General features: G+C 48.5%; 12 protein-coding genes. 7 read left to right on the top strand and 5 right to left on the bottom strand.

From position 1 onward, the window contains the following. From dnaA to gyrB, 4 genes are read left to right on the top strand one after another with little or no spacing between them, the layout of a single operon-like run. Nucleotides 1-1377 (top strand): chromosomal replication initiator protein DnaA, encoded by a 1377-nt coding sequence (gene dnaA, locus AC53GJ_RS00005; RefSeq protein WP_496730491.1) that lies wholly within the window; start codon nucleotides 1-3, stop codon nucleotides 1375-1377. A 12-nt stretch (nucleotides 1378-1389) separates the two neighbouring features. Beyond that, a complete protein-coding gene (dnaN, locus tag AC53GJ_RS00010; RefSeq protein WP_496730492.1) occupies nucleotides 1390-2493 on the top strand; it encodes a DNA polymerase III subunit beta in 1104 nt (367 codons plus the stop codon). A gap of 10 nt (nucleotides 2494-2503) precedes the next feature. Beyond that, nucleotides 2504-3619, top strand: coding sequence for a DNA replication/repair protein RecF (recF, locus tag AC53GJ_RS00015; RefSeq protein ID WP_496730493.1), 1116 nt, complete (start codon nucleotides 2504-2506; stop codon nucleotides 3617-3619). Beyond that, the gene (gene gyrB / locus AC53GJ_RS00020) at nucleotides 3603-6020 is read left to right on the top strand and encodes a DNA topoisomerase (ATP-hydrolyzing) subunit B (protein ID WP_496730494.1); all 2418 of its coding nucleotides are present in this window, start codon (nucleotides 3603-3605) and stop codon (nucleotides 6018-6020) included. Before recF ends, gyrB begins: the two co-directional genes overlap by 17 nt. 168 nt (nucleotides 6021-6188) lie before the next feature. Here the strand turns inward: gyrB and AC53GJ_RS00025 are convergent, their stop codons facing one another. Beyond that, nucleotides 6189-7034 (bottom strand): DUF6216 family protein, encoded by an 846-nt coding sequence (locus AC53GJ_RS00025; RefSeq protein ID WP_496730495.1) that lies wholly within the window; start codon nucleotides 7032-7034, stop codon nucleotides 6189-6191. Between the two features lie 716 nt (nucleotides 7035-7750). On the opposite strand from AC53GJ_RS00025, the gene AC53GJ_RS00030 reads away from it, so the two are divergent. Further along, a protein-coding gene (locus tag AC53GJ_RS00030) for an IS3 family transposase (protein WP_496730496.1) occupies nucleotides 7751-8901 on the top strand; the annotation gives its coding sequence in 2 pieces (ribosomal slippage) (nucleotides 7751-7994 and nucleotides 7994-8901; 1152 coding nt in all). 65 nt (nucleotides 8902-8966) lie between these two features. Here AC53GJ_RS00030 and AC53GJ_RS00035 read toward each other — a convergent pair. Beyond that, nucleotides 8967-9377 carry a hypothetical protein gene (locus tag AC53GJ_RS00035; RefSeq protein WP_496730497.1) on the bottom strand — a complete coding sequence of 137 codons (411 nt, stop codon included), beginning with the start codon at nucleotides 9375-9377 and terminating at the stop codon, nucleotides 8967-8969. Nucleotides 9378-9414: 37 nt separating this feature from the next. Here AC53GJ_RS00035 and glyQ point away from each other — a divergent pair, with 37 nt between their 5' ends. Beyond that, nucleotides 9415-10338, top strand: coding sequence for a glycine--tRNA ligase subunit alpha (gene glyQ, locus AC53GJ_RS00040; RefSeq protein ID WP_496730498.1), 924 nt, complete (start codon nucleotides 9415-9417; stop codon nucleotides 10336-10338). Beyond that, a complete protein-coding gene (gene glyS, locus AC53GJ_RS00045; protein WP_496730499.1) occupies nucleotides 10339-12402 on the top strand; it encodes a glycine--tRNA ligase subunit beta in 2064 nt (687 codons plus the stop codon). It begins immediately after the preceding gene. 73 nt (nucleotides 12403-12475) lie between these two features. On the opposite strand, the gene AC53GJ_RS00050 is transcribed toward glyS, so the two are convergent. The 3 genes from AC53GJ_RS00050 to AC53GJ_RS00060 form a co-directional block, all read right to left on the bottom strand. Beyond that, nucleotides 12476-13525, bottom strand: a complete 1050-nt coding sequence (locus tag AC53GJ_RS00050) for a GGDEF domain-containing protein (protein ID WP_496730500.1) — start codon at nucleotides 13523-13525, stop codon at nucleotides 12476-12478. A gap of 63 nt (nucleotides 13526-13588) precedes the next feature. Further along, nucleotides 13589-13837, bottom strand: coding sequence for a sulfurtransferase TusA (gene tusA, locus AC53GJ_RS00055; RefSeq protein ID WP_496730501.1), 249 nt, complete (start codon nucleotides 13835-13837; stop codon nucleotides 13589-13591). Nucleotides 13838-13959: 122 nt separating this feature from the next. After that, entirely contained in the window at nucleotides 13960-14487 is a 528-nt protein-coding gene (locus tag AC53GJ_RS00060) for a GNAT family N-acetyltransferase (RefSeq protein ID WP_496730502.1), read from the bottom strand. Nucleotides 14488-14516 lie beyond the last annotated feature (29 nt).

The following is a 14516-nucleotide window of genomic DNA, read 5'->3' on the forward strand; positions in this document are numbered from 1 at the left end:
GTGTATCAGTCAGTCTGGCAAAATTGCCTTGAAGCACTCCAGTCTGAATTGCCGGCTCAGCAATTCAGCATGTGGATCCGCCCTTTACAGGCCGACAGTTCGCATGACGCTCTGACCTTGTTCGCGCCAAACCGCTTTGTGCTGGATTGGGTTCGTGACAAATACCTGAACCGGATCAATGAGCTGATCCATGACTATTGTGGCGATCATGCGCCCAGATTACGCTTTGAAGTGGGTAGCAGCCAAAAAGCGATGAAAGCGCCGATGCCTGCTGTGGCCACCAGACCAAGTCAAAGTGTACCTGCTCAGCCGGTGGCTGTGGCAGAAGTTGCTGAGCCTGCGCCAAAAACCATAGTGCGTAGCAATGTGCGGGCAAACTATACCTTTGATAACTTCGTAGAAGGTAAATCAAACCAGTTAGCGCGGGCTGCAGCCAGTCAGGTCGCTGACAATCCTGGTACTGCTTATAATCCGTTGTTTTTATACGGTGGCACCGGTCTGGGTAAAACTCACTTATTACATGCCGTGGGTAACGGTATTCTGGCAAAAAAACCGGATGCCAAAGTAATTTATATGCATTCAGAGCGCTTTGTGCAGGATATGGTGAAAGCGCTGCAGAATAATGCGATTGAAGAATTTAAGCGTTATTACCGATCCGTTGATGCTTTGCTTATCGATGATATTCAGTTTTTCGCCAAGAAAGATCGTTCCCAAGAAGAATTCTTCCATACTTTCAATGCCTTACTTGAAGGTAATCAGCAGATCATTCTGACATCAGATCGGTATCCGAAAGAAATCGACGGTGTAGAAGAGCGCCTGAAAAGCCGTTTTGGCTGGGGTTTAACCATTGCGATTGAACCACCGGAACTGGAAACACGGGTGGCGATCCTGATGCGTAAAGCGCAGGAAAACAATATTCGGTTACCGGAAGAGGTGGCATTTTTTGTGGCGAAACGGCTGCGCTCTAATGTGCGTGAGCTGGAAGGGGCGCTGAACCGCATTACCGCCAATGCCAACTTTACTGGTCGGCCTATTACCATCGATTTTGTCCGCGAGTCATTACGTGATTTGCTGGCGTTACAGGATAAATTGGTCACCATCGAAAATATTCAGAAAACGGTGGCTGAGTACTACAAAATCCGGGTTGCAGACTTGTTATCAAAACGTCGTTCCCGTTCTGTCGCCAGGCCTCGTCAAATGGCGATGGCGCTGTCGAAAGAACTGACCAATCACAGTTTGCCGGAAATTGGGGATGCCTTTGGTGGTCGTGACCACACCACAGTGCTGCATGCCTGCCGCAAAATTGAGTCTCTGAAAGAAGAAACTCATGAAATTAAAGAAGATTTCCAAAACTTGATTCGGACTTTGTCGTCTTAATAGGGAAAGTTTATGCAATTTTTCATTGACCGTGACACGCTGCTGAAACCATTGCAAATGGTGTCTGGTGCCATCGAGCGCCGTCATACTTTGCCTATTTTGTCGAACGTGTTGCTGGATGTCACGCCGGAGCGGTTATCGCTGACCGGCACCGATTTAGAAATTGAGCTGGTGGCGGCAGTGGCACTGACGCAGGTGCAAACGCCGGGGCGGGTGACTATTCCGGCGAAAAAATTGCTGGATATTTGCCGGTCGTTACCAGAAGGTTCGCCGCTGCACATTTCGTTGCAAGGTGACAACTGCATTGTCAGCACTGGCAAAAGCAAATTTACCTTATCGACGCTCAGTGCCAGTGATTATCCAAATCTGGAATCCTGGCAAGGCGAAGTGGAGTTTGATTTAAGTCGGGCTCAGTTACGTAAGTTACTGGACGACACTGCTTTTTCGATGGCCAATCAGGACGTGCGTTATTACCTGAACGGCCTGTTATTCGAAGTTGATAACGGCACTTTGCGCACTGTGGCGACTGACGGGCACCGACTGGCCCTCAGCTCAATGGAACTGGCCGTGACTGCTGGCCAGCAAAAACAAGTGATTATTCCGCGTAAAGGTGTACTCGAACTGATGCGCTTGCTGGCGAACGACGATCAAATGATTCGGTTGGCGATAGGTCAGAATCATATCCGGTTGCTGGATAGCCAGTTCAGTTTCAGTAGTAAGCTGATTGACGGCCGTTTTCCGGATTATCGTCGGGTGTTACCACGCAACAGTTCTAAACAAGTGACAGCGCATCGCTCGGTGTTAAAAGATGCTTGTGTGCGTGCTTCTATTTTATCGAATGAAAAATACCGGGGTGTGCGTTTTACTTTAAGTCCGGGCGAGTTACAGATTGTGGCAAATAATCCGGAGCATGAACAAGCCGAAGAAGTGATTGAAGTCGAATACCAGGGCGATACCCTGGAAATTGGCTTTAACGTTGGGTATGTGCTGGACGTGTTAAATACGCTCGCCACCGATCTGATCATTATGCATTTAAGTGATGCCAATTCCAGTTCGCTGGTCGAAGGTGTTGGCAATCAGGGCGCCTTATACGTCGTGATGCCAATGCGGCTGTAGTTTTGTTCTGATGGCGCTGGCGCAGTTACAGCTGACTGAGTTTCGCAACATTGCAGCCGCCAACCTGCAATGTTCGCCTGCGCTCAATTTGTTTTATGGCGAAAACGGCAGCGGCAAAACCAGTTTGCTGGAAGCCATCTACCTGTTGGCGCATGGTCGTTCTTTTCGCACCAGTAAACCGCAGAAACTGATCCGGGACCTACAGTCACATTTTGTCATTCACGGTAAGGTGCAGTGGGCGCAGCAATTGCTGAGTGTCGGTATGCAACGGGATCGGCAGGGTGATTGGCAGTTGAAGTTGAATGGTGAAAAAGTGCAGCGGGTGGCCGATATCGCAACTTTATTACCAGTTCAGTTGATTACACCTGACAGTTTTCGGTTGTTTTTTGGTGGGCCGAAAGAGCGGCGGCAATTTTTTGATTTGGGATTGTTCCACGTGGAACCATCCTTTTTTGAGCACTGGGTGTTCTTTCATAAGGTTTTAAAACAACGTAATGCCTTATTAAAAAGCAAACAGCCTTATAGTGACTATTACCATTATTGGGATCAGCAGTTGGCGACGTCCGCTGTGGTGATGCAACAATTGCGGCAAAAGTATATTCAGCAATTAACGGTCGCATTGCAGCCGTTAGTGGCTGACATTCCTGCCTTGCAACAACTCGAGTTAGAGCTGATTGCCGGCTGGCCGCTGCGGCAAGCGGATGCTGCAGAGTTTAGTCAGTTGCTCCGTGATCAGTTTGCGACCGATTTGAAATTTGGCTTTACCCAGCTTGGGCCACAGAAAGCTGATTTGCGGATTAAAGTTGCAGGTCAGTATGTTGATGAGTTTTTGTCACGTGGTCAGCTGAAGGTGTTGTTGTTTGCGCTGAAAGTAGCGCAAAGTAATTTAATTTTTTCCAGTGGCCATAAACAGCCACTGTTGTTGATCGATGATTTGGCGTCTGAGTTGGATGACCACTCCAAACGGCAAATCTTTAGTTTTTTACATCATATCAATTCGCAGGTTTTTATCACTGCAATTGAAGCTGCTCAGGTCTTACCGCATGTGTCAGACACTGAGGTTGGATTGTTCCACGTGGAACATGGGCAGATAGTACGGACGGATGAACATGGCCGAAGAACATAATTATGACTCCTCCAGTATCAAGGTACTGAAAGGTTTAGACGCAGTCCGGAAAAGACCGGGCATGTATATTGGTGATACCGATGATGGTTCAGGTTTGCACCACATGGTATTCGAAGTGGTGGATAACTCCATCGATGAAGCATTAGCTGGCTATTGCAGTGATGTCTTTGTGACTATTCACAGCGACAACTCTGTGTCGGTGCGTGATAACGGCCGTGGTATTCCAACCGATATGCACGAAGAAGGGGTGTCGGCCGCTGAAGTTATTATGACAGTGCTGCACGCCGGTGGTAAGTTCGACGACAACTCCTACAAAGTATCCGGTGGTTTGCACGGGGTCGGTGTGTCGGTAGTGAATGCTTTATCGGACAAATTGGAACTGACGATTCGCCGCAAAGGCAAAGTGCATAACCAGATTTATCGGTTAGGTGTACCGGACGAGCCGTTAAAAGTGATCGGCGAAACGGATAGCACAGGCACCGAAATTCGGTTCTGGCCAAGTGGTACCATTTTTACCGATATCAATTATCACTATGACATTCTGGCAAAACGGCTGCGCGAACTGTCATTCTTAAACTCAGGTGTCAGTATTATTCTGACCGATGAGCGGGATGATAAAAAAGACCACTTTAAATATGAAGGTGGTATCGAAGCTTTTGTGCAGTACCTGAACCGGACTAAAACGGCGATTCACCCGAAAGCCTTCTATTTTTCTGCCACCAGAGAAGATGGTATTTCGGTCGAAGTGGCCATGCAGTGGAACGATTCCTTCCAGGAAGGTATCTACTGTTTCACCAACAATATTCCGCAGCGCGATGGTGGTACTCACTTAGCTGGTTTCCGCTCGGCGCTGACGCGGGTGCTGAATACCTATATCGATGCTGAAGGTTATGCCAAAAAGATGAAGGTGTCTGCCACCGGTGATGACGCCCGTGAAGGTTTAACCGCTGTTATTAGTGTCAAAGTGCCGGATCCAAAATTCAGCTCACAGACCAAAGACAAGCTGGTTTCCAGCGAAGTGAAGTCTGCTGTTGAAAGTGTGATGCATGAAAAGCTGAACGAATATCTGCTGGAAAACCCGAACGACTCCAAAATCATTGTCACCAAGATTGTGGACGCAGCCCGCGCCCGCGAAGCAGCGCGTAAAGCGCGGGAAATGACGCGGCGTAAAGGGGTACTGGATATTGCCGGTCTGCCAGGTAAATTGGCGGATTGTCAGGAAAAAGACCCAGCATTATCTGAACTTTACCTGGTCGAGGGTGACTCGGCGGGTGGTTCTGCCAAGCAGGGCCGCAACCGCAAAAACCAGGCGATTTTGCCACTGAAAGGTAAAATCCTCAACGTTGAAAAAGCCCGCTTCGATAAGATGATTTCATCTCAAGAAGTTGGCACGCTGATCACGGCCTTAGGTTGTGGCATTGGCCGGGAAGAATATAACCCGGACAAAACCCGTTACCACAGCATCATCCTGATGACGGATGCTGACGTCGACGGCTCGCACATCCGCACGCTGCTGTTGACCTTCTTCTACCGGCAAACGCCAGAGTTGATTGAACGTGGTTACATTTATATTGCGCAGCCACCGCTATACAAAGTGAAAAAAGGTAAACAGGAGCAGTACATCAAAGACGATGCGGCGATGACTGAATACCTGACCACTTTGGCATTGGATGAAGCGACGCTGCATGTCAATGCCGATGCACCAGGCATTGGTGGTGCGCCACTGGAAGCGCTGGTGGGCCAGTACCACAAGTGTAAAGCGACTATTGAACGGCTGGGTCGTAAGATCCCACTGAACCTGCTGAACGAATTAGTGTACGTGCCAGGCATCACGGTTGAGATGTTAAAAGACGCCACGCTGACCAAAGAGTGGGTGGCTAAGCTGGCGAAACGCCTGCAGGAAAAAGAAGGTGATGGCTCCAGCTATACCTTTGATGTCACTGAAGATCGTGAGCGTAACTTAACCTTACCGAAAATCGTCATCCGCCAGCATGGTATCGACAACGAATACGTGCTGCATTATGACTTTATCACCTCGATTGATTATGGCCGTATCGCTGCACTGGGCGATGCTATCCGCGATCTGATTGAAGAAGGTGGTTACATCCGCCGCGGTGAAAAAGTCAAACCAGTCACCAGCTTTGTCGAAGGTCTGGAATGGCTGATGACCGAATCGAAAAAAGGTCTGTATATCCAGCGTTATAAAGGTCTGGGTGAAATGAACCCGGAACAGCTGTGGGAAACCACCATGGATCCAAACACCCGCCGGATGCTGCGGGTAACCATCGAAGACGCCATCGGTGCCGACCAGCTGTTTAACACCCTGATGGGGGACGATGTCGAACCACGCCGCGCCTTTATCGAAGAGAATGCACTACGGGTGGCGAATCTGGACGTGTAAGTCAGTTCTAATTATGAGATGTTTGATTTATTGATAAAAAGCCGCTTTTTTTGAAGCGGCTTTTTTAATTCAAAAAGAGATACAAAAAAATTGTGAAGATATGAACTGGGGAGGGATTTAGGGATATATCACAATAACTTTCCCTTTCTCGTGATGCATAATCAGAACCTATTCCTGAACCACACAATCATCTCTAAACTTATGTTTTAAATAAAGCTTCGCTTGATACGCAGACTTCATGCGTACAGCTTTGTTAAAGGTAAAGAGACTAAATAACAAAATACTAAATGCGAGCCAAACGAATGATTTCTGGTTGCTGATTGTTTTGTTTATCCGCTCAATTTGTTTTATATCGGTGAAAAATTGACAGATATTAAGAATATTTGCTGGTTTTAATTTTGATTGCGTGGAAATTAATGCTAAATCGAATTGTTTTTGTAAGCAAAGATCGGGAGTTATTCGCCAGTCATGATCACTGACCTGAAAAGGCTTGATCACTATGCTGTATGCAGCATCATGCTTTAACCACATCCACTGTGTTTCATCTTTGAATTTGACCAAAGCTGCATCATTAACTGCTAGCCCACATAAAACAACGGAAAACATAGCGAGTATTAAAGTGAAGCCGAAGAAGTAAGCATAAGCTAGTCGGTAATAGCCTTTCCTGACTTCTCTTTTTTCCATATCAAAGAGGTCATTAAGCTTGGTAAGCTTTTGGAAATCCAGCTCATTCCGGTCAACCCACTTTATAAATTGATTCACCTCTTTGATGGACTTAGCTCTGGTATTAAACAGAGCATTGAAATGTTCAACGTCTTTGCGTTCGTTCCAGAATTCAGTAACAGCAGGATTATGAAATTCTCTGCCGCCAGTCACTATTGCATAGAGCCTGTTTAGCAAGCCATAAGATGTGCCAGTTCTGAAGCGAAACCAGAGCACTAGGTAGGCTGTTAAAAGAACAATTGATAGCCAGGGGGCAATGTCAGCGACAAGCTTTAACGATTCGATTTCCATGGTTAGTACTCATTAATTTTTGATTGGTTTTTGGTTAGTAAGCTATTCTGAAAGTCAGAATTTGAAATATCCGCCATGTTAAACAATTGCATGAGAATAATGTTCATTGAGATAAACGAATTTTCAGTAAGTGATCATATACTTCAAAAGTTGAGCTGGAACAATATATTGCTGAATTGTGGCCCTGCGCCAACCTCACTCAATGGCCAGATATTGTTGATGAAACAATGCGGCTGTATTGGCTGGCGTCAGCTGGATGTCGGTGCCGCTGATATGCTCATGCTCATTAAGCAGCAGTTGGTTGCAGCCAAACGCTGCCCAACCCCGTCTTGGCGATCTGCTGGCATGTCAGACTGAGTAAGCAGACATGCCAAAGTGATAGCTCACGAGCAGCTGGATGACATTAAGCAGCGCTTTGTGCTGCTCTCCAAATTGTCTAAATGCCTGGGGTGCTGAACTGAACTCAGGTTACCTGATGCGCTACTTTGCGACTAAAAAAGTGTATCAGAGAGAAAATCTGGCATTTAAGCCTGGCGATGAATGGTGTAAAAAACAATCACGACTGGTTGGTTGTTTAAACCTGAAATTCTGACATTAATACAGATATCAGAAACAGTTAATTTTGACATGCGGGATGACCTCTGAGCAGTAAAATGATCTGATCCAGTAGTACTGGACACCGCGCTAAGTGAGTAAAATCACATAACGAGGTGACTATGACAATCAAAAAGAACCGCAAGACTTATACCGCTGAATTTAAAGCAGAAGCCCTGAAATTGGCTGAACGTGTTGGCGTGGCTGAAGCCGCCCGGCAGCTGAAGATTTACGAAACTCAGATCTATAACTGGCGTAATGCTGCAGAGAAAAAATCCACAACCAGCCAGCGCGAAGCTGAACTGGCCGCTGAAGTCGCGAAGTTACGCCGGCAATTGGCTGATCAGGCTGAGGATTTAGCCATTCTAAAAAAGGCCGCAACCTACTTCGCCAAGAATCAAAAGTAGCGACTTTTGAATTTATGCTGGAGCACCAACACCGGTTCCGTCTGCAGCGCATGGCGGCCGTGTTTGGTGTATCGCGAAGTGGGTATTATCAGTGGCGTCGCACCGGTGCAGAACCTGGCGAGAAAGCGCAGCTGCGTGCAGCCCTGGATCAAAAAATCAGTCAGGCTTTTACGCAAGGTAAACAGCGTGACGGTGCCCGCCGTATTCAGGTTGAGCTTGCTGAAAATGGCGATAAAGTTGATTTGAAAACGATATTTAACAGCATGAAAAGACAGGGATTAAAGGCCAAAGCCGCGCGGAAATTTAAGACAACCACAGACAGCCATCACCAGCTGCCAGTAGCGCCAAATCTGCTGGAACAGGACTTTAGCAGCGATGCGCCAAACCAGAAATGGGTGGGTGATATCACGTATTTGCTGACCAATGAGGGCTGGCTGTATCTGGCCGTGATCATTGATTTGTACTCGCGCGCCGTGATTGGCTGGTCGATGAATGTAAGGATGACGGCAGAGCTGACGTGTGATGCATTAAAGATGGCGCTGTTCCGGCGTGGTTTCCCTGAAGGGGTTATCGTGCACAGCGACCGGGGCAGCCAATATTGCTCGATGGCTTACCGAGATCTGATTGCAAAACATCAGCTTACGCAAAGCATGAGTCGCAAAGGCAACTGTTGGGATAATGCGGTAGCGGAAAGCTTCTTCCATACGCTGAAGGTCAAATTGCTCAAAGATGAACCGTTAACGGACCGGGCCACGCTGAAACAACAGGTATTTGAATATATTGAAGTTGATTACAACAAAACCAGACGGCATAGTGCTATCGGTTATCTCAGCCCAGAAAACTATGAGCTAAAGAAAATAGCTTAGTGGCGTGTCCAGTGTTGGCGGATCAGATCAAAATTCTATTCATTGTTGAATGAGCACAGTTAAGCTCATGAGTCAGCTGTGCTGATCTGTTTGCAACAAGCGACCTCAAACAAGTTGAGTTTGTCGAATAAGAACGGCGAAACAAGAATGCTTTGGCTAACAGTCCATTCTGCTGCAGCACTATCAATTGGTTCAAAGTTTTGTGCTGGGTTGATAACGCGTATAAAAAGCGGAATGATCGAAGAGGGCCACATGAGTTCTACAGGAATAGCTGCTCGGATTGGTAACTGGATTTTGTCATAGCTAAGGTTGAGCACAACCTTGAGTGGGTTGAGGTGTTGCCGTCGAAATAACCACAGCATTTGCGCAGCCAAAGCGCAAAATGGCAGCAATCCACTAATTTTCCGCTCATTCCGACAGAAAATGCCGCGAAGCGCTACAGAAACGCCACGTAAATGGGTATACTTTTCGGTCATTTTTGCAGACTTCCTTCAGCGAACAGGTGCGCCTTTTATGCACAATTACGATATCAAAACTTTTCAGGGACTGATCCTGGCTTTACAGGATTATTGGGCACGCCAGGGTTGCGTCATTGTGCAGCCACTGGATATGGAAGTGGGCGCCGGGACTTTCCATCCGATGACCTTCTTACGCTCGTTGGGACCTGAGCCAAGCAATGTGGCTTATGTGCAGCCATGCCGCCGGCCGACCGATGGCCGTTATGGCGAAAACCCGAACCGCTTGCAGCACTATTATCAATTCCAGGTCATTCTGAAGCCGTCGCCGGACAATATTCAGGAACTGTATTTAGGTTCACTGCGCGAACTGGGTCTTGATACCCTGGTGCATGATATCCGTTTTGTCGAAGACAACTGGGAATCACCAACGCTGGGTGCCTGGGGCCTGGGTTGGGAAGTTTGGTTAAACGGCATGGAAGTCACGCAGTTCACTTATTTCCAGCAAGTCGGCGGCCTGGAGTGCCGGCCTGTGACCGGCGAAATTACCTATGGTTTAGAGCGTCTGGCGATGTATATCCAGGGCGTAGACAGTATCTATGATCTGGTCTGGACCGATGGCCCTATGGGGCTGGTCACTTATGGTGATGTGTTCCATCAGAACGAAGTGGAACAATCGACCTATAACTTCGAATACGCTGATGTGCCGGCACTGTTTGCCGCTTTTGATCAGCACGAAGCTGAAAGCCATAAGCTGATTGAACTGGGTTTACCTTTGCCAGCCTACGAAAAAGTGATGAAAGCATCGCATGCATTTAACCTGCTGGATGCCCGTCATGCCATTTCTGTCACTGAGCGGCAACGTTATATTTTACGCGTCCGTACCTTAGCCAAAGCTTGTGCTGAAGCTTATTACGCCGCCCGTGAGAAGCTTGGCTTCCCGTTATGCCGTAACCAAACCCAAGCCAAGCAGGAGGTTTAAGTGGTGCAGGATTTTATTGTTGAGATCGGGACTGAAGAGTTACCGCCAAAGGCGCTGCAAACCTTAGCAACAGCCTTTGAACAGAATATTATTGATGAGCTCACCAAGCTCGGTTTGGCTTTTGCAGGCAGTGCCTGGTACGCGGCGCCCCGTCGGTTAGCGGTGCGGGTGAATCAACTGGCAGCGCAACAGGCAGACAAAATCGTTGAGAAACGTGGTCCGGCCTTAGCAGGCGCTTTTGATGCCGCTGGTGAACCAACCAAAGCGGCGCAAGCCTGGGCTGCATCCAATGGTATCAGCGTGGCACAGGCTGAGCGGCTGGAAACTGATAAAGGCGCCTGGCTGGTGCATAAAGCCACAGTCTTGGGTGCTGCCACCGTCAGTTTATTGCCAGCTGTGGTGACAACAGCACTGGCGAAATTACCCATTGCCAAGCCAATGCGCTGGGGTTATTCCACCGCCGAATTTATCCGGCCTGTGCATACCGTGGTGATGTTATACGGCAATGACATAGTACCAGCCACTGTACTTGGCAAAACCTCTGGCCGTCATACCCATGGCCATAGATTCCATGCGCCGGCATTGGTGGAAATTGCCAATGCAGATAGTTATTTAGCCACGCTGGAACAGGCTTATGTGGTGGCTGATTACGCCAAGCGCCGCGCCTTTATTGCCGCTGAAGTAGCGAAAACGGCCGCCAGCTTACAAGGTGTGGTCGCGCCTGATGAAGCCTTGCTCGATGAAGTCACCTCGCTGGTGGAATGGCCGGTGGTGCTGGTAGGGAGCTTTGAAGAGCGTTTCCTGCAAGTACCTGCTGAGCCGCTGATTTCAACGATGAAAGACAATCAGAAATACTTCCCGCTGCTGGATAGCCATGGCAAGTTACTGAATAAGTTTATTTTTGTTACCAATATCAACAGCAAAGATCCAAGCCAGATTATTTCCGGTAACGAAAAAGTGGTGCGGCCACGGCTGACCGATGCCCAATTCTTCTTTGGGGTGGATCAGAAAACCAAGCTGGCCGATCGGCTGGACAGCTTAAGCACGGTGTTGTTCCAGCAAAAGCTGGGCACCTTGCGCGAGAAGTCAGAGCGGATTGCCCAGTTATCCGCTTATATTGCCGGTAAAATTGGTGCCAATGTGGAGCATGCCGAGCGCGCCGGTCTGTTATCCAAAACCGATCTGATGACCAATATGGTCGGTGAGTTCCCGGAAACACAAGGCATTATGGGGATGCACTATGCGAGGCTTGATGGCGAGCCAGAAGCGGTAGCACTGGCGCTGAACGAGCAGTATCAACCACGTTTTTCTGGTGATTTGTTACCAGCGCAGCTGGAAAGCTGTGCTGTGGCCATTGCTGACAAAATGGACTCGCTGGTGGGTATTTTTGGCATCGGCCAGGCACCAAAAGGCGATAAAGACCCCTTTGCGCTGCGGCGTGCCGCCATCGGCGCACTGCGGATCATGGTAGAAAAACAACTGCCACTTGATCTGCTGGAGTTAATTGCCGTTTCACAACAAACCTTTGGCGACAAACTGACCCAAGCCACAGTCGCGGATGAAGTGCTGGAATTTATGCTGGCGCGTTTCCGTGCCTGGTATGAAGCTGAAGGTTATGCGGTTGACGTCATTCAGGCGGTGTTAGCCCGTCGGCCAACCAATCCGGCCGATTTTGACCGTCGGGTGAAAGCGGTGGCCGAGTTCCGTAAACTGGACGCCGCCAGTGCTCTGGCTGCAGCCAACAAGCGGGTGGCCAATATCCTGGCAAAAGTGGAAGCTGAGTTACCGCAGCAGATCAACAGCAATCTGTTACAGCCAGGTGCCGAACAAGAGCTGGCCAACGCACTGGCAGCCAAGCAGACTGAGTTAAGCCAGCTGTTCCAGGCCGGTGATTACAACACAGCATTAAGTACCTTGTCGTCGTTACGGCAGGTGATTGACCAGTTCTTTGATGAAGTGATGGTCAATGTCGAAGATCAGGCGGTGCGACAAAACCGGCTGGCGCTGTTGAATCAACTGCGGCAGGCGTTTTTATTTGTCGCCGATATTGCTGTGTTGCAATAACGGCACTTGCTAAGTCAGATTCAGTTAGACAAAAAGGAGCTTCGGCTCCTTTTTTGCAATTGGCGAAGCCAAATCAACAACTCACCAGATTGCGGCCATTGGCTTTAGACTGATACAGTTTTTGGTCGGCCAACTGAATAGCCTGCAGAAACTGGCTGGCGTCCGTGGCCGCCGCCACGCCAAAACTACAGGTAATGACTAAATCCGGATGTTCTGCCAATAACCTTTGCTGGGCAATGGCGGCCCGCACTTTGTCAGCCACTTTGCAGGCATCATTCAGTGTCGTGTGCGGCAGCAACAATAAAAACTCTTCGCCACCATAACGACAGGCTAAATCCTGGGTGCGTAATTTATGCCGGAATAACAAGGCGATTTGCTGCAACACTAAATCGCCCTGACCATGACCAAAACTATCATTGATGTGTTTAAAGTGATCCAGGTCCGCCATCATCACCGCCAATGGAAAAAAATGCTCCGGCTGTTGCAGAAAATGTTCCGGCAGCGCTTCGTCAACAAAACGCCGGTTGGCCAGTTGGGTCAGCGCATCGGTATTGGCTTCGTTCTCTTTACTGCGTTGTAATAATGCCATTGACTGATGGCTGCGTTCACGAAAATGTTCGTTGATCCAGCTGACGGCCGTCAATGTGATTAACGATGCAATAAAACGTGATTTTTCGGCGTCCTGGTACTGCGCAATAATCAAATCCGGCCAATACAGCAGCAGTGCCAGCAATAGACATAATACTAAACTCAGGCTTAAACCATAACGGGAGCCGAGCAGGCCAAAAATAATGGGTGGAAACGGAAAAGCCCAATACAGGGCGGTATTGTGGTAGCCACCTTGCGCCACCAGCCCCAACACAAAGATCGACACCAAAGCGCTTTCTATCCAGCAGGCCAGCTCTAACTGCTGGCTATAGTGAAACCAGCCAGCATTGAGTAAAAACACGGCCGCACTGCCAAACAGGATCAGTTGCAACAAGGTGTCGTCATGCCACAAATGCTGAATGGCCAGCACCAGCATCATGGCAGAGGTGATATAGCTGACAAACAGCAGGATAAAACGGCGGCGGACCTGATCAATGGTTGCTGCTTTGCTGATCAAAGGTTTAGGCTGTACCACATCACAGGATCCAGAGCAGATGAATAGCATTGAGTCTGGAGTGGTAACGCCAAAATAACAAGTTTAGCCGGCGTTTTTTTTCAGCAGATAACGATATGGCAGGCTACTGGTGTCTTGAGCCAGTAATTCATGCTCCATAAAACGGCAAAAAGCCGGAATATCGCGGGTGGTCGCCGGATCGTCGGCAATAATCAGTAAGGTCTGACCCGGTTGCATCTTGCGGATACAAAGCCTGGTCATCATCACTGGCTCAGGACAGCGCAAACCCAGCGCATCCAGTTGTTGGTCAGCATGGAGAAACAAATCCGACATCAGCTTTATCCGCAGCAATAAAAGCCGTTATGGTAACGGCTTGTGCGGTTGATTTCAAAAAAAATGACTGGTTGGCAATCGGCGGCAAGGTGACACAAGGCGTCAGCAAGTCGCCAAGCCTATCAAGATGACTGCAGCAACTGATAATAATAATGCACGCGATCCCGTGGCACGCCATCGACCACATCCAGTTGTTCATGTGAAAAGATAAAACCAAGTTTCTCGGCAGCGCGGCGGGAGCGCATATTGTTGCTGCCAATACAAAGCCAGGCCACCTCGGCAAACTTTGCGGCATAATCCAGCATCAGTTTTTTCAGTTCAGCATTGGTGCTGCCGCCCCAATAAGGCCGGGTTAAAAAGGTATAACCAATGACGATATGGCGTTTGACCGGATCCCAGTCGTAATAACGACTACTGCCAATCACTTGTTGCTTGTGATGATCGATAATAGTAAAAGCACTGCCCGAAGCCAGCGCGCCTTGCAAAAAACCGGCAAACACCTCGCGCTGATAGCGGTTCGGTTCCGGATGCTGTTGCCAAATCAGTGGATCGCTGGCGGCCTGGGTTAAATCGTCAAAATGCGCCGCTTGCAAGGGTAACAAAGTGATATGTTGACCTGTTAATATGGCTGGTAGTGGCAGCTCTGTCATTGTTGTTCCCTTTGATTGTTATTAACTTA

This window comes from Rheinheimera sp. B2H12, from assembly GCF_059620065.1.